This is a genomic window from Pseudomonas sp. CFBP13528, assembly GCF_005233615.1.
Lineage (GTDB): Bacteria > Pseudomonadota > Gammaproteobacteria > Pseudomonadales > Pseudomonadaceae > Aquipseudomonas > Aquipseudomonas fluorescens_AM.
This window is the reverse complement of sequence record NZ_QGAJ01000002.1, coordinates 244,319-262,984: the sequence shown is the minus strand read 5'-3', so window position 1 is coordinate 262,984 and position 18,666 is coordinate 244,319. Positions and strand designations below refer to the sequence as shown.

18 protein-coding genes and 1 other RNA gene are annotated in these 18,666 nt (G+C 61.8%); 8 read left to right on the top strand and 11 right to left on the bottom strand.

Going from position 1 to position 18,666, the window contains the following annotated elements; translation table 11 throughout:
* Positions 1-6: 6 nt before the first annotated feature.
* From murD to rsmI, 10 genes are all read right to left on the bottom strand, one after another.
* Positions 7-1,353, bottom strand: coding sequence for a UDP-N-acetylmuramoyl-L-alanine--D-glutamate ligase (gene murD, locus PspCFBP13528_RS04785; protein ID WP_065951652.1), 1,347 nt, complete (start codon positions 1,351-1,353; stop codon positions 7-9).
* A gap of 6 nt (positions 1,354-1,359) precedes the next feature.
* Positions 1,360-2,442 (bottom strand): phospho-N-acetylmuramoyl-pentapeptide-transferase, encoded by a 1,083-nt coding sequence (gene mraY, locus PspCFBP13528_RS04780; RefSeq protein WP_101218252.1) that lies wholly within the window; start codon positions 2,440-2,442, stop codon positions 1,360-1,362.
* On the bottom strand, positions 2,442-3,812 hold the full coding sequence (gene murF / locus PspCFBP13528_RS04775) for a UDP-N-acetylmuramoyl-tripeptide--D-alanyl-D-alanine ligase (protein WP_065951651.1): 1,371 nt from the start codon (positions 3,810-3,812) through the stop codon (positions 2,442-2,444). Before murF ends, mraY begins: the two co-directional genes overlap by 1 nt.
* Positions 3,805-5,268 carry a UDP-N-acetylmuramoyl-L-alanyl-D-glutamate--2,6-diaminopimelate ligase gene (locus PspCFBP13528_RS04770; protein WP_137199713.1) on the bottom strand — a complete coding sequence of 488 codons (1,464 nt, stop codon included), beginning with the start codon at positions 5,266-5,268 and terminating at the stop codon, positions 3,805-3,807. The genes murF and PspCFBP13528_RS04770 overlap by 8 nt, the downstream gene beginning before the upstream one ends.
* Positions 5,268-7,010, bottom strand: a complete 1,743-nt coding sequence (locus PspCFBP13528_RS04765; protein ID WP_163001703.1) for a penicillin-binding protein 2 — start codon at positions 7,008-7,010, stop codon at positions 5,268-5,270. Before PspCFBP13528_RS04765 ends, PspCFBP13528_RS04770 begins: the two co-directional genes overlap by 1 nt.
* Positions 7,010-7,303 carry a cell division protein FtsL gene (ftsL, locus tag PspCFBP13528_RS04760; RefSeq protein WP_057724615.1) on the bottom strand — a complete coding sequence of 98 codons (294 nt, stop codon included), beginning with the start codon at positions 7,301-7,303 and terminating at the stop codon, positions 7,010-7,012. The genes PspCFBP13528_RS04765 and ftsL overlap by 1 nt, the downstream gene beginning before the upstream one ends.
* Positions 7,300-8,241, bottom strand: a complete 942-nt coding sequence (gene rsmH / locus PspCFBP13528_RS04755; protein ID WP_101218393.1) for a 16S rRNA (cytosine(1402)-N(4))-methyltransferase RsmH — start codon at positions 8,239-8,241, stop codon at positions 7,300-7,302. Before rsmH ends, ftsL begins: the two co-directional genes overlap by 4 nt.
* 2 nt (positions 8,242-8,243) lie before the next feature.
* Positions 8,244-8,699, bottom strand: a complete 456-nt coding sequence (mraZ, locus tag PspCFBP13528_RS04750; protein WP_004371993.1) for a division/cell wall cluster transcriptional repressor MraZ — start codon at positions 8,697-8,699, stop codon at positions 8,244-8,246.
* A 354-nt stretch (positions 8,700-9,053) separates the two neighbouring features.
* Positions 9,054-9,407, bottom strand: an RNA gene (gene rnpB / locus PspCFBP13528_RS04745) — RNase P RNA component class A.
* 96 nt (positions 9,408-9,503) lie between these two features.
* On the bottom strand, positions 9,504-10,409 hold the full coding sequence (gene rsmI, locus PspCFBP13528_RS04740) for a 16S rRNA (cytidine(1402)-2'-O)-methyltransferase (RefSeq protein WP_162515417.1): 906 nt from the start codon (positions 10,407-10,409) through the stop codon (positions 9,504-9,506).
* A 176-nt stretch (positions 10,410-10,585) separates the two neighbouring features.
* On the opposite strand from rsmI, the gene PspCFBP13528_RS04735 reads away from it, so the two are divergent.
* The 4 genes from PspCFBP13528_RS04735 (at position 10,586) to PspCFBP13528_RS04720 (ending at position 14,032) form a co-directional block, all read left to right on the top strand.
* Positions 10,586-12,397: a penicillin-binding protein activator gene (locus tag PspCFBP13528_RS04735; RefSeq protein ID WP_101218249.1), complete on the top strand. Its 1,812-nt coding sequence runs from the start codon at positions 10,586-10,588 to the stop codon at positions 12,395-12,397.
* The gene (locus tag PspCFBP13528_RS04730) at positions 12,397-12,768 is read left to right on the top strand and encodes a YraN family protein (RefSeq protein WP_065951648.1); all 372 of its coding nucleotides are present in this window, start codon (positions 12,397-12,399) and stop codon (positions 12,766-12,768) included. Before PspCFBP13528_RS04735 ends, PspCFBP13528_RS04730 begins: the two co-directional genes overlap by 1 nt.
* Positions 12,769-12,860: 92 nt before the next feature.
* Entirely contained in the window at positions 12,861-13,454 is a 594-nt protein-coding gene (locus tag PspCFBP13528_RS04725; RefSeq protein ID WP_003216190.1) for a phosphoheptose isomerase, read from the top strand.
* Positions 13,451-14,032: a BON domain-containing protein gene (locus PspCFBP13528_RS04720; protein ID WP_057724611.1), complete on the top strand. Its 582-nt coding sequence runs from the start codon at positions 13,451-13,453 to the stop codon at positions 14,030-14,032. Before PspCFBP13528_RS04725 ends, PspCFBP13528_RS04720 begins: the two co-directional genes overlap by 4 nt.
* Before the next feature lie 68 nt (positions 14,033-14,100).
* Here the strand turns inward: PspCFBP13528_RS04720 and PspCFBP13528_RS04715 are convergent, their stop codons facing one another.
* Positions 14,101-14,874 (bottom strand): OmpA family protein, encoded by a 774-nt coding sequence (locus tag PspCFBP13528_RS04715; protein ID WP_065951647.1) that lies wholly within the window; start codon positions 14,872-14,874, stop codon positions 14,101-14,103.
* Positions 14,875-15,228: 354 nt separating this feature from the next.
* Between PspCFBP13528_RS04715 and PspCFBP13528_RS04710 the strand changes: the two genes are divergently transcribed.
* The 4 genes from PspCFBP13528_RS04710 to PspCFBP13528_RS04695 are packed head-to-tail and all read left to right on the top strand — an operon-like array spanning position 15,229 to position 18,665.
* On the top strand, positions 15,229-15,819 hold the full coding sequence (locus tag PspCFBP13528_RS04710) for a paraquat-inducible protein A (RefSeq protein WP_065951646.1): 591 nt from the start codon (positions 15,229-15,231) through the stop codon (positions 15,817-15,819).
* A complete protein-coding gene (locus PspCFBP13528_RS04705; RefSeq protein WP_101218248.1) occupies positions 15,816-16,460 on the top strand; it encodes a paraquat-inducible protein A in 645 nt (214 codons plus the stop codon). The genes PspCFBP13528_RS04710 and PspCFBP13528_RS04705 overlap by 4 nt, the downstream gene beginning before the upstream one ends.
* A complete protein-coding gene (locus tag PspCFBP13528_RS04700; protein ID WP_065951644.1) occupies positions 16,441-18,090 on the top strand; it encodes an MlaD family protein in 1,650 nt (549 codons plus the stop codon). Before PspCFBP13528_RS04705 ends, PspCFBP13528_RS04700 begins: the two co-directional genes overlap by 20 nt.
* Positions 18,087-18,665 (top strand): PqiC family protein, encoded by a 579-nt coding sequence (locus PspCFBP13528_RS04695; RefSeq protein WP_232790512.1) that lies wholly within the window; start codon positions 18,087-18,089, stop codon positions 18,663-18,665. Before PspCFBP13528_RS04700 ends, PspCFBP13528_RS04695 begins: the two co-directional genes overlap by 4 nt.
* The last annotated feature ends 1 nt before the right edge of the window (position 18,666 follow it).

Sequence of the window (18,666 nt, the reverse complement as noted above, 5' to 3'; positions counted from 1 at the left end):
TGAGGCTCATGCCAAAGCCTCCACGGCGCGGGCGAACAGCTGGCCGCGCTCTTCATAGTTCTTGAACATGTCGAAACTGGCGCAGGCCGGCGACAGCAGCACCGCATCACCCGGCTGGGCCAGGGCCTTGCACCGGGCAATCGCGTCATCCAGGGAAGTGGCGCGCACGTGCGGCACGGCGTCACCCAGGGCGGCGGCGATCAGGTCCGAATCGCGGCCCATCAGCACCACGGCGCGGCAATGCGCAGCCACCGGGCCTTTCAGGTCCTTGAAGTCGGCACCCTTGCCGTCGCCACCGGCAATCAGCACCAGCTTGCCGTCGATATCGGCACCCAGGCCTTCGATGGCCGCCAGGGCAGCGCCGACGTTGGTGGCCTTGGAATCGTTGTAATAGCTGACGCCATCGAGGTCGCGCACCCACTGGCAGCGATGCTCAAGGCCGGCGAACGTGCGCAGGCTGGCGAGCATGGCGTCGAATGGCAGGCCAACCGCGTGGCCGAGGGCCAGGGCTGCCAACGCATTGGATTGGTTATGGGCGCCACGGATTTTCAGTTCGCGCACCGGCATCAGGTTCTGGAATTCGAAGGCCAGGTACTTCTCGCCGTTCTCTTCGCGAATGCCAAACCCCTTGAAGTCGGGTTTGCCCAGGCCGAAGGTCCAGCACGGCATGCCCTCGCCTATCAGTGGACGGCTCAGGGCATCCTGGCGGTTGACCACAAATTGCCTGGCACCCCGGAAGATCCGGTGCTTGGCCAGGTGATAAGCCGGCAGACCACTGTAGCGGTCCATATGGTCTTCGCTGACGTTCAGCACGGTCGCCACTTCGGCGCCCAGATCGTGAGTGGTTTCCAGCTGGAAGCTCGACAACTCCATCACGTACAGCTCGACGTCATCGCTGAGCAGGTCCAGCGCAGGCATCCCCAGATTGCCGCCCACCGCCACGCGCTTGCCGGCAGCCGCCGCCATCTCGCCGACCAGGGTGGTCACGGTGCTTTTCGCGTTGGAACCGCTGATGGCCACGATCGGCGCCTTGGCGTTACGCGCAAACAGGTCGATATCGCCCGACAGCTTCACGCCGCGCGCCGCAGCGGCTTGCAGGGCCGGTGTGGCCAATGCCAGGCCGGGGCTCACGTAGAGCTCATCGGCGCGGCACAGAAACTCGACATCCAACTCGCCACAACGCACTTCCACGTGCGGGTAGTCACGGCGCAGCGTGACCAGCTCCGGTGGATTTTCCCGCGTATCGGCCACGGCGAACGACGTGCCCCGGTTCGCCAGGAAGCGAACCAGGGACATGCCGCTCTTGCCGAGGCCGACAACGATGCGGAAGTGGTCTGAAGCGATCAGGGACACTCGTTTCTACCTCAGTTTCAGGGTGGCAAGGCCGACCAGTACCAGAATCACGGTGATGATCCAGAAGCGGACGATCACGCGTGGCTCGGGCCAGCCCTTGAGTTCAAAGTGGTGGTGAATCGGCGCCATGCGAAATACGCGGCGCCCGGTCAACTTGAAGGAAGCCACCTGGATGACCACCGACAGGGTTTCCATCACGAACACACCGCCCATGATGAACAGCACGATTTCCTGGCGCACGATCACCGCGATGGTGCCCAGTGCCGCGCCCAGCGCCAGAGCGCCGACGTCGCCCATGAACACCTGCGCCGGGTAGGTGTTGAACCACAGGAACCCCAGGCCGGCGCCAATCAGCGCGCCGCAGAATACGATCAGCTCACCCGCGCCCGGCACATAGGGAATCAGCAGGTATTCAGCGAATTTCACGTTACCCGACAGGTAGCAGAAGATGCCGAGGGCACCGCCCACCATCACCGTCGGCATGATCGCCAGGCCGTCGAGGCCGTCGGTCAGGTTCACCGCGTTGCTGGAGCCGACAATCACGAAATAGGTCAGCACCACGAAGCCGATGCCCAGTGGAATGCTGGCGTCCTTGAGCATCGGGATGATCAAGGTGGTCTCCACGGCGCTTGGCGCGGTGGTGTACAGGAAGATCGCCGCCCCCAGGCCGAATACCGATTGCCAGAAGTACTTCCAGCGGCTTGGCAGGCCCTTGGAGTTTTTCTCGATCACTTTACGGTAGTCATCCACCCAGCCGATGGCGCCGAACAGCAGGGTCACCAGCAGCACCACCCACACATAGCGGTTATGCAGGTCAGCCCAGAGCAAGGTGCTCACGCCGATGGACGACAGGATCAACGCACCGCCCATGGTCGGGGTGCCGGACTTGGACAGGTGCGACTGCGGGCCGTCATTGCGAACCGATTGACCAATTTGCAGGTTCTGCAGGGTGCGGATCATCCACGGCCCCAGGAACAGCGACAAACACAGCGCGGTCAGCACACCCAGGATCCCGCGCAGGGTCAGGTACTGGAAGACCGCGAAGCCTTTGTGGAACTGTTGCAGATACTCAGCCAGCAGCAGCAGCATTAATGTTTCTCCGTACTTGAGCCACACAAGGCTGCGACGACGTTTTCCATCACCGCGCTGCGCGATCCCTTGATCAAAATGGTTGTGTGTGTGTCGTGCTCGGCCGCAGCCAACGCCTGGATCAATTCGGCCTGGGTCGCGAAATGTCGCGCGCCGGAGCCGAAGGCGTTTACCGCGTGAGCCATGTTCGGGCCGACCGCGTAGAGCGCGTCGACTTTACCGGCGGCATAGGCGCCGACTTCGCGGTGGCCTTGCTCGGCCCAATCGCCCAGTTCGCCGATATCGCCAAGCACCAGCACTGTGCGTCCATCGAAGCCGTTGAGCAGATCCACGGCGGCATTGATGGAAGACGGGTTGGCGTTGTAGGTGTCATCGATCACGCGCATGCCATTACTGGCCAATTGCGCCACGGTGCGCCCCTTGACCGGCTGCACCGCACCCAGGCCTGTGGCGATGCCGAACAGCGACACACCCAGGGCGTGAGCGGCAGCGGCGGCGGCCAGCGCGTTGGCGACGTTATGGTTGCCCAGCAGGTTCAGTTGCACATGCTCATTGCCTTGCGGGGTATGCAAGGTGAAGGACGGGCAACCCCGCGCATCGACAGTAATAGTGGAGGCGTGGAAATCGGCCGCGGCGTTCAGCACGGCAAACGTCAGCACCTTGCGACCGGCGGCACGTGCACGCCAGGTCTCGAAAGCCTTGTCATCCAGATTCAGTACAGCGGTGCCCGAAGCGTCGAGGCCTTGAAGAATTTCACCCTTGGCTTCGACGATTTTTTCCGGGCCGCCGAACTCACCGACGTGGGCGGTACCGGCGTTGTTGATAATCGCGACGTGGGGCTTGGTCAGCGCCACGGTGTAGGCAATCTCGCCGATGCGTGAAGCGCCCAGCTCGATCACCGCCGCCGTGTGTTCCGGGGCCAGTTCGAGCAGGGTCAGCGGTGCGCCGAAATCATTGTTCAGGTTGCCACGGGTAGCGAGCACCGGCCCGCGCGTGCGCAGTACACCGGCCAACAGCTCTTTGACGGTGGTCTTGCCACTGGAACCGGTGACGGCGGCAACCGGCTTGTCGAAAGCGGCGCGATTCAGCGCGCCCAGTTGGCCCAGGGCCAGGCGCGTATCGGCGACCAGCAACTGCGGCAAGGTGGCGTGCGCCACTTCGCGTTGCACCAGGGCACCCACGGCGCCTTTGGCGGCGACTTCGTTGAGGTAGTCGTGGCCATCGAAGCGCGGGCCTGCGAGGGCGACGAACAACTGGCCCGGCTTGATGTTGCGGCTGTCGATACTGACGCCGTTGAACGTGCAATCGCTGGACAGCACGCGGGCGGACAACGCCTGGGCCAGTTCGCTGAATGTCATCGCCTTAAGCATGGGCGACCTCCCAGGCAGTCAAGGCGCGATCCGCCTCGACCAGATCGGAAAAGGCATGGCGCTCGCCGTTGATTTCCTGGTAATCCTCATGCCCCTTGCCGGCCAGCACGACCACATCATCCGCGCTGGCGCTGGCGATCAATTGAGCGATGGCTGCACCGCGACCGGCCACGAAGGTGACGTTGGCGGTGTTTTTGAAGCCCTCGCGGATATCGTCGAAGATTCGCCCCGGGTCTTCGCTGCGCGGGTTGTCGTCGGTCACCAGCACGCCATCAGCCAGGCGCTCGACAATCTCGGCCATCAACGGGCGCTTGCCGCGATCGCGGTCGCCGCCGCAGCCGAACAGGCACAACAGCTTGCCCTTGGCATGCGGGCGCAGCGCCAGCAGGACTTTTTCCAGTGCATCAGGGGTGTGAGCGTAGTCGACCACCACCAGCGGTTGCGTACCGCCACCCAGGCGCTGCATGCGACCGGCCGGGCCTTCCAGCTTCGGCAGGACCTTGAGGATTTCGTCGAGGGCGTAATCCAGGCCGAGCAGCGCGCCGATAGCGGCGAGCACGTTGCTCAGGTTGAAGCGACCGAGCAAGGTACTGCGCAAATGGTGTTCGCCCTGAGGCGTGACCAACGTTGCGCGCACGCCTTCGTCATTGAATCGAGCCTCACGGCAATACAGGTAAGCGCTGGAATCTTCCAGGCTGTAGCTGATCAGGCGCGCTTCGCTGTCTTCGGCAGCCAACTGGCGGCCGAACGCGTCGTCGAGGTTGACCACCCGACACTTCAGATCATTCCAGGCGAACAGCTTGGCCTTGGCGGCAGCGTACGCCTCCATGGTGCCGTGGTAGTCCAGATGATCCCGGGACAGGTTGGTCATCACGGCCACGTCAAACGCCAACGCCGTGACGCGACCCTGGTCCAGACCATGGGAGGAGACTTCCATGGCAACCGCCCTGGCACCGGCCTTTTTCAGGTCGGCCAGGGTCGCTTGCACGGCAATCGGGTTCGGCGTGGTGTGCAGGCCGCTTTGCAATGCCCCATAAAAGCCGGTGCCCAGGGTACCGACGATGCCGCAATGCTGACCCAGCAGGTCCAGCGCCTGGGCGACCAGCTGAGTCACGCTGGTCTTGCCGTTGGTACCGGTCACGCCCACCAGGTTGAGGTGGCGGCTCGGCTCGCCATAGAAGCGCCCGGCAATGTCGGACAGTTGGGCAGCCAGGTTCTTCACCGGAATCAACGGCACATCGGTGATTGGCAGCACGGTGGCGCCGTCCACTTCATAAGCCACGGCGGCGGCGCCACGCTGCAGGGCATCGGCGATATGCGCACGGCCATCGAATTTGCCACCGGGCACCGCCAGGAACAAGTCACCGGCGCGTACAGTACGGCTGTCCAGGCTCAACTCGCGGATCAACAGATCGCGGCCGGCATGGGCAAAAATCTTGTTCAGGCTAAGAGACATCAGCCGCGCCCTCCATTGGCTTTTACGGCGGCTACCGGCGGTGCGGCGTTCGCCTGCTGGGTCGGCGGCAGATTGTCCGGCGTGATATTCATCAGACGCAGGGTGCCGGACATCACTTTGCTGAACACCGGCGCCGAGACCAGGCCACCGAAGTAACCGGCTTTGCTCGGTTCATCGATCACCACGACGATGGCGTAGCGTGGGTCGCTCATCGGGCCGAAACCGGCGAACAGCGAGCGATAGGAATTTTCCGCATAACCCTTGGTGCCGACCGAGGTTTTACGCGCAGTACCGGATTTGCCGGCCACGTGATAGGCCGGCACCTGGGCGCGGAATACGCCACGCGGCGCCTCGATCACTTGTTGCAGCATGCCTTGCATGGTCTTGGCGACTTTTTCCGGAATTACCTGGGTGGCTTTCGGCGCTTCGTCGACATGGATCAGGCTCAGCGGAACCATGCGGCCGTTATTGGCCAATACAGAGAAAGCATGGGCCAGCTGGATCGCGGTCACCGACAAGCCGTAGCCGTAAGACAGCGTGGCGGTCTCGGCTTTTTTCCAGTCGCGGTAGTTCGGCAGGTTGCCTACGCGCTCACCGGGGAAGTCGAGCCCGGTGGGTTGACCCAGGCCGATTTTTTGCGCCAGGTGGTAGATGGTTTCGCCGCCGATATCGAAGGCGACCTTACTCATGCCTACGTTACTGGAGTTGATCAGGATGCCTGTCAGATCCAGCACCGGGCCCTCGGTGCGAGACACGTCACGAATGGTGTACTTGCCCAACTGCAGCGTACCTGGATACACCTCGACCTTGTCGCTGGGCTTCCAGCGTCCGGTTTCCAGGGCGGCACTCATGGAGATGGCTTTCATGGTCGAACCGGGCTCGAACACGTCGATCATGGCGCGGTTGCGCATCATCGCCGGTTGCAGGTTGCGACGGTTGTTCGGGTTGTACGTCGGCTGGTTGACCATGGCGAGGATCTCGCCGGTCTTCACGTCCATGATCACCAGGCTGCCGGCTTTGGCGCCGTTCTCGATGATCGCGTTACGCAGTTCGCGGTTGGCCAGGTATTGCAGGCGCAAGTCAATCGACAACGCCAAGGGCTTACCGGCCTTGGCGTTTTTGGTGACCTGTACATCCTTGATCAGTCTGCCGCGCCGATCCTTGATGACCTGGCGCTTGCCGGGCACCCCGGCCAGCCATTCGTCATAGGCCAATTCGACACCTTCGCGGCCATGGTCATCGATATCGGTAAAACCGACCATGTGCGCAGTGGTTTCCCCGGCCGGGTAGAAACGACGAAATTCCTCGATGCCATAGACGCCGGGAATTTTGAGGTCGAGCACTTGCTGACCCTGCTCAGGGGTGAGCCCGCGAACCAGGTAGATGAATTCTTTATTGGCCTGGGCTTCCAGGCGCTCGGTCAGCGCTTTGCGGTCCTGCCCCAGGGCCGCGGCGAGTTCGGGCCACTTGTCCTTGGCAACCTGCAATTCCTTGGCGTTGGCCCACAGGGTGGTCACCGGCGTGCTCACGGCCAGGGGCTCGCCGTTACGGTCAGTGATCAGGCCACGGTGCGCGGGAATCGGAATATGTCGCAAGCTACGGGCATCGCCCTGGCCGATCAGGAAGTCACGGTCGACGACCTGCAGGTCGAAGATCCGCCAGACGATCGCGCCCACCATCAATGCCAGCAAGCCGAGCATCAGGCGGAAGCGCCATGGATAGAGTGCGCCCTCGAGCTTCATCATGGCGCCACCATGCGAACGTCGGCAGCGCCCGGAATGTGCATCTTCAGCTGTTCGGTGGCCAGCACTTCGATACGGCTATGGGCCGTCCAGGTGCTCTGCTCCAGGATCAACCGACCCCATTCCGCCTGCGCCTTGTCGCGCACGCTCAACTCCCCATAGAGGGTATTGAGCAACTGACGATTCCAATGCGCGCTGTAGGACACCGCAATCGCGGACACCAGCACGCCGACAAACAGCAGCAACATAAAGAAGCTGCCGCCCGGCAGGGGTTTGGCGAAAAGCTTGCTCACCGCAACTTCTCCGCGACGCGCATGACGGCGCTACGGGAACGTGGGTTGGCCTTGAGTTCGGCTTCGGAGGCGAACTGCGCTTTGCCATGGATTTTGATTTTCGGCACAAAGGCTTCGAAACGCACCGGCAGATTGCGCGGCAGGTTGTCCGATTCGCCCTTGACCAGGCGACGCATGAACAGTTTGACGATGCGGTCTTCCAGGGAATGGAAGCTGATCACCACCAGGCGACCGCCCACTTCCAGCGCCTCGAGGGCAGCCTCGAGGCCGGCCTCCAGATCGCCCAATTCGTTGTTGACGTGAATGCGCAAGCCCTGGAACGCACGGGTCGCCGGGTTCTTGCCCTTCTCCCATGCCGGGTTGGCGACCTTCAGCACTTCGGCCAGGTCAGCGGTGCGTTCGAATGGCTGGATCTCGCGGCGCTCGACCACGGCGCGGGCCATGCGGCCGGCGAAACGCTCTTCACCGTATTCCTTGAACACCCGGGCGATTTCTTCCACTGGCGCGGTGGCGATGAACTGCGCGGCGCTGACGCCACGCGTCGGATCCATGCGCATGTCGAGGGGACCGTCGTTCATGAAGCTGAAGCCGCGCTCCGGGTCATCGAGCTGCGGCGAAGACACGCCCAGGTCGAGCAGAACCCCGGCCACCTTGCCCGCCATGCCGCGCTCGGCGACTTCGGCGCCAAGCTCCGCAAAGCTGCGCTGCACAACGACAAAGCGGCCGTCTTCGGCCGCTAGCGCTTGCCCGGTGGCAATCGCTTGAGGGTCTTTGTCGAACCCGAGGAGTTTACCGTTGGGCCCGAGCTGGCTGAGTATCAACCGACTGTGCCCGCCCCTGCCGAAGGTGCCATCCAGATAGCAGCCATCTGCGCGTACGGCGAGAGCCTCAACGGCTTCGTCAAGCAGTACGGTGATGTGGTTAAAGCCGCTATCAATAGTCACAGGATCAAATCACGCAGTTCATCAGGCATGGCGCCCGGTTGTTGAATAGCAGCCAGGTCAGCTGCAGAAACAGCATCCCAGGCATCTTCGTCCCACAATTGGAACTTGTTCAGTTGGCCTACCAGCATGGCGCGCTTGTCGAGCCTGGCGTATTCGCGCAAACGCGGAGGTACCAGGAAGCGACCGCTGCCATCGAGTTCAAGGTCGACGGCATTACCGATCAGCAAACGCTGGAGGCGGCGGTTTTCTTCACGCAATGAAGGCAGCGCACGCAACTTGGTTTCGATCAACTCCCACTCGTCGAGGGGGTAAACACATAAACAAGGGTCAACAGCGTCAATCGTGATGATTAACTGCCCTGAACTTCGCGAAATGAGCTCGTCACGATACCGGCTCGGCATGGCGAGACGGCCTTTTGCATCGAGACTGATAGCGTTAGCTCCGCGAAACACAGATGCGTTTCTCCAAATTTTAGCGTTTTACGTTCAAAAAACCCACTTTGTGCCACTTTCCGCCACTTGCGCACACTATAGGAATGCGCCCACCACACCGTCAAGGCGCGGATAGCAGGAAAAGCCTTACAGAACGGAGATTTACGAGCGTAAAGAGAGGAGAAACCCGACTTCAGCGTTGTTTTTGACTCAACAAGCGCAGATAACTCAAAGAGCTGAGGCTCAAAGTTAAAGTGATTTATTAAGAGTAAGATTTTTTTGGTATTACGAAGACGCATCTGCCAATGATTTGGCAGGGAGGGATTCTTGCGTTACTACCGGTTTCTGCCCGAGGTTCGGACGGAAGGAAAAAAGGTGGAGAGTCGATCTGTAAGCCGGGTTCTGTCTTGAACAGTCATTCGTCTACGATGGCCATCACTGGACATCTTTAGCAACCTACCCGGTCCCAGCGCGGGCCACGCCTTGGGACCCTATTTGGTCTTGCTCCAAGTGGGGTTTACCTAGCCACGAACTGTTGCCAGTCGTGCGGTGCGCTCTTACCGCACCTTTTCACCCTTACCGGCACCGAAGTGCTTAGGCGGTTATTTTCTGTGGCACTTTCCGTAGGCTCACGCCTCCCAGGCATTACCTGGCACTTCGCCCTATGGAGCCCGGACTTTCCTCCCCCCCCTAATTTTCATAGAGGGCAGCGACTGTCCAATCGACTCTCCGCCGCGCAGGTTAACGGCACCACGGCCTCAGGACAAGTATTAAAAGCGCAGCATTGCCATCACGTTCGGACGAAACACCGGCCCGGCCCCGGAACTATTCGGCTTTCTGTTTATCGAGCGCGGCTTGATACAACACATTCTTGCGCACCCCGGTAATTTCCGCCGCGAGGGCGGCAGCGCGTTTGAGCGGCATTTCCTTGAGCAGCAAATCGAGGATGCGCATGGCTTCGCTGCCGACCGCGTCCTCACTCTCCGGAGCCGTCCAACCGGCCACCAGCACTACGCACTCCCCACGCTGCTGATTGCTGTCGCCTTCGACAAACCCCCGCAGTTCTTCCAGGGGCAGGCCCTTGAGGGTTTCAAAGGTCTTGGTCAACTCACGCGCCAGCAGCGCCAGGCGTGCGCCGCCGAACACCAGCTCCATATCCTGCAGGCATTCCAGGATGCGGTGCGGAGCTTCGTAGAAAATCAGCGTGCGCGGCTCTTCCTTCAACGCCTGGAGACGGGCGCGACGCCCTACCGTCTTGGCGGGCAGGAAGCCTTCGAAGATAAAACGGTCCGACGGCAAGCCGGCTGCAGATAATGCGGCGATCAGCGCGCACGCGCCCGGAACAGGCACTACATTGATACCAGCGGCGCGCGCCTGGCGGACCAGATGGTACCCAGGGTCGGAAATCAGCGGCGTGCCCGCGTCGGAGATCAGCGCAATATCATCACCTGCCAGTAAACGGGTGATAAACCGGCTGCCCTCCTCGCGCTCGTTGTGTTCATGGCAGGCCGCCAGTGGCGTGCTGATTCCAAAATGCTGCATCAACCGTTGGGAGTGCCGCGTGTCTTCCGCCGCGATCAATTTAACCTCGCGCAACACCTTCAATGCCCGGGCACTGATGTCGTCCAGGTTGCCAATGGGCGTCGCCACGACAAAAAGCGAGCCTGCAGTGGAATTCAAAGGACCTGGAGCAGTCAAAACGCACACCTCGATGATTGGCAAAAGCCACATTGTAGCGCGTCGACGCGCTGAAAATATGCCGTCACGGCGGATGTCGTTTCAGCCATTGTTAGCAACTGGCAACAATTGCACGATCTAAATCCACGGTTTCACGCCACGAACATCGCGCCTGAGCCAGTGCTTGGGTACACTTCCACGCTAATTTGATCGGTATCAGGAACACTTACATGATCGCTTGCCTGCGGCTGCTCTCCGCCCTCTGCCTCGCTGCCTTGCTGGCCGCTTGCGCCAGCTCGCCCTCGTCCAGCCTTGGCGACCTGCCACGCACGCCGGACGCCAGTATCGAGCAACTGCTCGAACAGGCCACCTCCGCCAGCACGCCGGAAAAGGCCGCATTGCTGCGCCTGAGTGCGGCTGACCTGGCCTACCGGCAGAACAATCCTGGCCGTTCCTCGCAGATCCTGGCCCAGGTCCCCCTGAATGTTCTGAAGCCGGCCGCGCAAATATTTGCCAGCACCCTGGCGGCGGAACTGGCGATGACCCGCAACCAGCCCAAGGCTGCCTTGACGGCGCTGGACCACCCCAGCCTGCAAAGCCTGAGGGAGCTGCCGGCCGATCAGCAGGTCCGCACCGGCACCGTGCATGCCCGCGCCTATGAAGCCGACGGCCAGACCCTGGCTGCGGCGCGCGAGCGTGTCGCCATGGCGCCTCTGCTCAGCGGTGACGCTGCCAACAGCAACCACGAAGCGATCTGGGCGCTGATTGCCGCACTGCCGGCCGAGCAGCTGCAAGCGACCGGCAACCCGACGCTGGACGGCTGGATCACCCTGGCCCAGGCGGTCAAGGGCGCCGGCACACTGGAACAGCAGCAAACCGCCATCGACACCTGGCGTGCGCGCAACCCGGGCCATCCGGCGGCTGTGCAATTGCCGACGCCGCTGACCAAACTCAAGGAACTGGCCAGCCAGCCGCTTAACAAGATCGCCCTGCTGCTGCCGCAGGAAGGCGCCCTGGCGTCAGTCGGCAAAGCGTTGCGTGAAGGCTTCATGGCCGCTCACTACCAGGCCGAACAGGCCGGGCAGAAGCCGCCGGTGATTGAGTTTTACGACAGCTCGCGCCTGACGTCCATCGACGACTTCTATGCCAAGGCCCAGGCCGCCGGCGTGCAACTGGTCGTCGGTCCGCTGGAAAAGCCGCTGGTCAAACAGCTCAGTGCTCGCCCGCAGCTACCGATCACCACCCTGGCGCTGAACTACAGCGAAACCGATCAAGGCCCGGCGCAACTGTTCCAGTTCGGCCTGGCAGCTGAAGACGAAGCCCGTGAAGTGTCGCGCCGCGCCCGTGCCGACGGCCTGCACCGCGCCGCCGCCATGGTGCCCCGTGGCGAATGGGGCGAGCGCGTGTACAAAGCGTTCCGTCAGGATTGGGAAGCCAACGGCGGCACCGTCATGGGCGTCGAGTATGTCGATCAGCCGGTAGCGCTGGCCCAGCAGATCGCTGACCTGTTCCAGCTGCGCAAAAGCGAAGGCCGCGCCAAGAGCCTGCAAAGCACCGTCGGCACCGACGTTGCCGCCCAGCCGTCGCGTCGCCAGGACATCGAGTTCATCTTCCTGGCCGTTACCCCGCAACTGGCCCAGCAGATCAAGCCGACCCTGAACTTTCAATACGCCGGTGATGTGCCTGTCTACGCAACGTCCCACGTATTCAGCGCCAGCGGCGACCGCAACCAGTACCTGGACATGACTAACGTGATGTTCTGCGAAACCCCTTGGTTGCTCAACACCACCGACCCGCTGCGCAACCAGGTTGCCGCACAGTGGCCGCAAGCCAATGGCAGCCTGGGCCGCCTCTACGCGATGGGCGTCGATGCCTATCGCCTGGCGCCACGCCTGGGCCAGCTCAAGGCGTTGCCGGACACCCGGGTCGACGGCCTCTCCGGCAACCTGGGCATCGGCGCCAACCAGCGCGTTGACCGCCAGATGCCTTGGGCGAAGTTTGTCGGTGGCGAAATCCAGCGACTGCCGGACACCCCACGCTGATGCCCGAGCGGTCCAGCGCACAAAGCGGCAAGGATGCCGAACACCAAGCGTTGAGCTACCTGCAACAACAGGGTCTGCGCCTTCTGGCGCAGAACTGGTTATGTAAACGCGGTGAGCTTGATCTGGTCATGCTTGACGGCGATACAGTAGTATTCGTCGAAGTCCGCTACAGAAAACACGCACAATGGGGTGGCGCGCTCGCCAGTATCGATGGGCGCAAGCGTCAGAAGCTGATACTCGCCGCGCAGTTTTTCCTGCAAAAAGAGCATCGCTGGGCCAATTCCCCCTGCCGTTTCGATGTGGTTGCCATGGAAAGCACACCGTCGGGCCCTGCTGATCTGAACTGGCTCAAAGATGCCTTCGACAGCTGACTCACCCGGCACCTTCACCACACACTTTTGCTCTTTGCTTTGCGGGCTGCACATTTCCGTGCCAAACAGCCGCGCTAATTAAGGTCACACAGATGGACATGCAATCCCGAATTCGCCAGCTTTTCCAGGCCAGCATCGACACCAAGCAACAGGCGATGGACGTACTTGCACCGCACATCGAGCAAGCCAGTCAGGTCATGGTCAATGCTTTGCTCAACGAAGGCAAAATGCTTTCGTGCGGTAACGGCGGCTCGGCCGGTGACGCCCAGCATTTTTCCTCCGAGTTGCTCAACCGCTTCGAGCGCGAGCGCCCGAGCCTGCCGGCGATCGCCCTGACCACCGACACGTCGACGATCACGTCGATCGCCAACGACTACAGCTACAACGAAATCTTCTCCAAACAGATCCGCGCCCTCGGCCAGCCGGGCGATGTGCTGCTGGCGATTTCCACCAGTGGCAACTCGGCGAACATCATTCAAGCGATCCAGGCCGCACATGATCGCGAAATGATTGTCGTAGCCTTGACCGGGCGCGACGGCGGCGGCATGGCCTCATTGCTGCTGCCTGAGGACGTGGAGATTCGCGTCCCGGCCAATGTCACTGCACGCATTCAAGAAGTCCACCTGCTGGCGATCCACTGCCTGTGCGATCTGATCGACAGCCAACTGTTCGGGAGTGAAGAATGACCGTTAACCGCCTCAGCCTTTTGGCCATCACGCTGTGCCTCGCCATCAGCGGTTGCAGCACGGCAATCACCGCAACACGGGACACGCCCATCCAGGACGACCGGGGCACACGCACCTTCGGCAGCACCATCGATGACTCGCTGATCGAAACCAAGGTCAAGGTCAACGTCGCCAAAGCGGCTACGGACCTGGGCAACGGCGCATCGCGCATCGTCGTGACCAGCTTCAACGGCGTCGTGTTGCTGGCCGGTCAGACTCCGCGCGAAGACCTCAAGGCCCAGGCTGAACAGGCTGCCTCGGCGGTGCAGCGGGTCAAGAAGGTGCACAACGAACTGCAGGTCATGGACCCTATCACCCTGCTGGCAATCAGCAACGATGCGTTGCTGACCACCAAGATCAAGGCGCAGATGCTTACCGACAGTGCCGTGCCGGGCTCGCGCATCAAGATCGTCACCGACAACGGCATCGTCTACATGATGGGCCTGTTGACCCAGGCTGAAGCCACTCGCGCGGCCAACCTGGTACAGGGCGTATCCGGTGTGCAGAAAATCGTGAAGGTGTTCGAATACATCGACTGATGTAACCGCCAGCCACAAAAAAGGGCGCCGAGCAGTCAATGCACGGCGCCCTTTTTTGTAGCAGTAGTTTACTGGTATTGCGAGTACGGGTTGCCCTGGAACTGGTTGTTCTGTTGTGGCGCCTGTTGCTGGGCGCCCGGCTGACCGTACTGCTGGCCAGGGATCGGGCCAAGGTTCACTTCTACGCGACGGTTCTGGGCACGGCCATTGACGTCAGCGTTACTGGCAATCGGATTATCCGGGCCGGCACCGCGTGCGCTCAGGTTGGCGGCGCTGACACCCTGGGAGGTCAGGTAATTGGCCACGCTCTGCGCACGGCGCTGGGACAGGTCCATGTTCAACTGGCGGCTGCCGGTGCTGTCGGTGTAGCCAACGATCTGGATGGTGTTCTGGTTGAACTGCTTGAGGGAGTTGGCCAGGTTGTTCAGCGGCTGATAGAAGCTGCTGGAGATGGCGTCGGAGTTGGTGGCAAAGGTGATATTGCCGGGCATGATCAACTTGATCTGGTCACCCTGGCGCTGTACTTCAACCCCGGTGTTGGCCATGCTTTCGCGCAGTTTTTTCTCTTGCTGGTCGGCGTAGTAGCCATAGCCGGCAGCGCCGGCACCCGCAACCACTGCGCCAATCAGCGCACCCTTGCCACGGTGGTTATGGTCGATGGCCGCACCGGCCAGTGCTCCGGCCAGCGCGCCGAGGCCGCCGTACTTGGCGGTCTTGCTCATGCCGCTCTCGGAACCATTGCCGGCCTGTCCCTGGCTGCCATCATAAGGATTAGGTGAAGCGCAGCCGGACAACAAGGCTACAGCGGTAGCAACAACAAGCAGACGACGCGGAGTGAACATGAAGGAAGCTCCTACTTATGCATTCTGTGATGCAGAGGACGTGGGCAACGGACCTGTGCCGGGTTTGGAACACGACAGGCGGTAAAAATTCCGTGAGCGAGGCGCAAACCGGAGTCAGCCGGGCTATGGACCATTCACGTGTGGGAGCGGCGTGCTCCCGACCGCGGTGGATCAATCGATTCAACTATAGCTGACACACCGTTATCGGGAGCAAGCCCCCTCCCACAGAGGCAGCGTCCGCCCGCTGCATCAGGCACGCACAAAGGATGATCGAGCCGGCGGACTGCTAAGCTACCCGAACTGAATCCCACGGCAATGACCACTCCGCAGTCAGTCGTATCTGGAGCAATATGTATGGCGAATCAACAGGTCATCTGTGAACACTGCGACTGCGTGTACCAGAAAGTCACGCTCGCCAGGCATCAGAAAGCCCTGTGCATACGCTGCGACGGGGTACTGCAGCGCTATAACGGCTTGTCGGTGCAGCAGCGCCTCGCGTTGACGGTCACCGCTGCGGTGCTGTGGGCGTTCGCCAATTTCTATCCGGTGATGAGCATCAGCCTGCAGGGCTTGAAGAACAGCGCGACGCTATGGGATTCAGTGGTTGCGCTGAGTCTGGGGCCGATCACGTTTATCGCACTGGTGGCGGCGATTTCCATCATTATCGCGCCGGTGTTCCAGTTGCTGCTGCTGATCTGGGTATTGAGTTTCGCCCTCACCGGCAGGCGCTCGCCGGCCTTCAAGCTGTGCATGCGCTGGCTGGAAGCACTCAGGCCCTGGAGCATGCTGGAAGTCTGCCTGCTGGGCGCGATGGTGGCTGTGTTCAAGCTGGCCGGCATGCTCGATGTGATACCCGGCATCGGCCTGTTCGCGCTGGCCGTCCTCAGCCTTTTGCTGATCCGCATCGCCGGGCGCGATGTGCGCGACCTGTGGGACACCCTATGAATTCCCCCCCCACCGCCCGCCAGCTCAACCTGTGCCTGTGCCATACCTGCGGCCAACCTTGCGACATGCGCTTGGAGCCCACCGAGTGTGACCGCTGCGGCGCCCCCTTGCACCGACGCAAGGTCCAGTCCCTGACCCGCACCTGGGCCTACCTGCTCACCGCGCTCGCCTTTTATGTGCCGGCGAACGTATTGCCGGTGATGAAAACCACCATGCTCGGCTCCGGGGCGGACAGCACCATCATGAGCGGCGTGCTGGAATTCTGGCAGCATGGCGCCTGGGACATTGCCCTGATCATTTTCATCGCCAGCATTGCCGTGCCGGGCATCAAGTTCGTGTCGCTGGGGTTGCTGCTGATCACCGTGCAGCGTAAAAGCCGGTGGGCGCGCAAGGAGCGCTCGAAGCTGTTTCGGTTCATCGAGCTGATCGGCTACTGGTCGATGCTGGATGTGATCGTGGTCGCGCTGGTAGCCGCGCTGGTGAAGTTTCAGGCCCTGGGCAACATCGAGCCGCGCCTGGGCATTCTGTTTTTTGGTCTGGTGGTCGTGTTTACGATGTTGGCCGCCATGAGTTTCGATCCCCGGCTGATCTGGGAACATCCACACAACGAGGAGACCTCGGATGAGCTCATCCAAGGCTGACAACACGGCGGGGCAACCCGCGATCAAGACACGTCGCTTCAGCGTTTCGCTGGTATGGATAGTGCCGATTGTCGCCGTACTGGTGGGTCTCTCGCTGGTGGTCCACAGCATGCTTCAGGAAGGGCCGGCCATCACCCTCAACTTCAAGACCGGCAGTGGGCTGATCGCCAACAAGACCGAGGTGAAATACCGCAACGTGGTCATCGGCCAAGTGACCGGTGTCGCCTTGAGCGATGACCAGAAAAGCGTCAACGCCACTGTCGAATTGACCAAGCAGGCCGAAAGCTTCACCCGTGAAGACTCCAAGTTCTGGGTGGTGCGGCCGCGCATCGGCGCCGGCGGCGTGTCCGGCATTGATACCTTGCTGTCCGGCGACTATATCGGTGCCGATATTGGCCAGTCCGATACCCGTGCCAAACAGTTCAAGGGCCTGGAAAACCCGCCGCCCATCACCTACGGCGAGCCTGGCAAACGCTTCACCCTGCATACCCAGGGCCTGGGGTCGCTGGATATCGGCTCGCCGGTGTATTACCGCAAGATTCCGGTCGGCCAGGTCGTTGCCTACGCATTGGACAGCGAGGGCAAGGGCGTGAATATCGAAGTGTTCGTGCATGCACCCAATGACGCGTACGTCACCGAAAACACACGCTTCTGGAATGCCAGCGGTGTCGACCTCAGCGTCGGTGCCAATGGCTTCGAGATGAAGACCGAATCGGTGTCGTCGATGTTGATGGGCGGGATCTCCTTTTTGGCGCCGCCCTACAGCCCCAACGACAAACCGGCCGAAGAGAACCGCAACTTCGAACTGTTCGAAGACCAGCAAAGCGCCCTCGCCCCACCCAATGGCCGGGGGCAATACATGGTGCTGCGCTTTGATCAGGCCCTGCGTGGACTGAAGGTCGGCGCGCCGGTGGAGTTCCTCGGGGTCGAGTTCGGCAAGGTGGTCTCGATCAATCTGGATTTCGACGCCCGCAAACGCAGTTTCCCGGTCAATGTCGGCATCGTGATCTACCCGCAACTGCTCGGCCAGGCGCACACCAAGTTGCTCAAGGCGATGAACAACAACCCTGACGATGAGGCCGCCGGCGTGCGCCTGATCGGCAGTTTCATCGAAAACGGCCTGCGCGCCCAGGCCCGCAGCGGCAACCTGCTGACCGGCCAGCTGTACATTGCCCTGGACTTCTACCCCAAGGCCGAGAAAGTCGCGTTTGACCCGAACCAGCGCCCGGTCGGCATCCCCACCATTCCCGGCAACCTGGAACAGTTGCAGGAGAAATTCGAAGGCATCGTCAACAAGCTCAGCCAACTGCCTGTCGAGCGCATTGCCGGCAACCTCGACGCCAGCCTGGTCGAGCTGCGCAAGGGCCTGGCCCAATTCAACGCCAAGACCCTGCCCGGCGTGCAGACCACCCTGGGCGACGTGAGCAAGACCCTGCAATCGGCCAGTTCCACCCTGGCCGAAGACTCGCCGCAGCGCGAGCAACTGACCCAGACCCTGGATGAACTGGCGCGCATGTCGCGCTCCTTGCGCGAGCTTTCGGATTACCTGGGCCGACATCCGGAATCGCTGATTCGCGGTCGCGCCGATAACGCCGCGCCCCTCGACCTGCAAGGGCCACCCCGCAAATGACTATTGGAGCCGCCATGACGTTGCCGTTGAAAATCACCTGGGTGACCGCCCTCTTGCTGCTCGCGGCGTGCCGCAGCGAGCCGATTGCATTCCACACCCTGACCCCGGCGCACGGGAGTAACGCCACGCGCGCGGATGCCGGTGGAATACGCATTGAAAGCATCAGTGTGCCGCCTCAGGTCGACCGTGCGCAGATCGTGATCCGCGAGGGCGACAGCGGCCTGGCGATTCTGGAAACCCAGTGGTGGGCGGCGAGCCTCGCCGATGAGCTGAGGAGTGCGCTGGTGGACCAGTTGGCCAGCAGCGATGCCCGACAAGCCGTGTCGTTGCGTGTCGAGGTGCAGCGCTTTGACTCGGTGCCTGGGCACTACGCGCTGCTCGACGTGCGTTGGCGCCTCAGGCCGGTCGGCGGTGGTGATCGCCCTGGGCTGACCTGCCGCTCGACCTTACAGTCACCCGCCGGTCCGAGCATCGATGACGTGGTAGTGGCGCACCAGAACAACCTCAAGCGCTTCGCCGCGCTGATCAACAGCGCCGCAGGCTCGTCCCTGACGCAGTGCCCGCGCGCGCAATGAG

Coding starts and splice junctions, on each gene's coding strand:
- PspCFBP13528_RS04705 (WP_101218248.1), top strand. CDS start 15,816: ATGAATTCCCCCCCCACCGCCCGCCAGCTCAACCTGTGCCTGTGCCAT.
- PspCFBP13528_RS04700 (WP_065951644.1), top strand. CDS start 16,441: ATGAGCTCATCCAAGGCTGACAACACGGCGGGGCAACCCGCGATCAAG.
- PspCFBP13528_RS04710 (WP_065951646.1), top strand. CDS start 15,229: ATGGCGAATCAACAGGTCATCTGTGAACACTGCGACTGCGTGTACCAG.
- PspCFBP13528_RS04720 (WP_057724611.1), top strand. CDS start 13,451: ATGACCGTTAACCGCCTCAGCCTTTTGGCCATCACGCTGTGCCTCGCC.
- PspCFBP13528_RS04735 (WP_101218249.1), top strand. CDS start 10,586: ATGATCGCTTGCCTGCGGCTGCTCTCCGCCCTCTGCCTCGCTGCCTTG.
- rsmI (WP_162515417.1), bottom strand. CDS start 10,409: ATGTGGCTTTTGCCAATCATCGAGGTGTGCGTTTTGACTGCTCCAGGT.
- PspCFBP13528_RS04725 (WP_003216190.1), top strand. CDS start 12,861: ATGGACATGCAATCCCGAATTCGCCAGCTTTTCCAGGCCAGCATCGAC.
- murF (WP_065951651.1), bottom strand. CDS start 3,812: ATGCTTAAGGCGATGACATTCAGCGAACTGGCCCAGGCGTTGTCCGCC.
- PspCFBP13528_RS04715 (WP_065951647.1), bottom strand. CDS start 14,874: ATGTTCACTCCGCGTCGTCTGCTTGTTGTTGCTACCGCTGTAGCCTTG.
- mraY (WP_101218252.1), bottom strand. CDS start 2,442: ATGCTGCTGCTGCTGGCTGAGTATCTGCAACAGTTCCACAAAGGCTTC.
- PspCFBP13528_RS04730 (WP_065951648.1), top strand. CDS start 12,397: ATGCCCGAGCGGTCCAGCGCACAAAGCGGCAAGGATGCCGAACACCAA.
- PspCFBP13528_RS04695 (WP_232790512.1), top strand. CDS start 18,087: ATGACTATTGGAGCCGCCATGACGTTGCCGTTGAAAATCACCTGGGTG.
- PspCFBP13528_RS04770 (WP_137199713.1), bottom strand. CDS start 5,268: ATGTCTCTTAGCCTGAACAAGATTTTTGCCCATGCCGGCCGCGATCTG.
- PspCFBP13528_RS04765 (WP_163001703.1), bottom strand. CDS start 7,010: ATGAAGCTCGAGGGCGCACTCTATCCATGGCGCTTCCGCCTGATGCTC.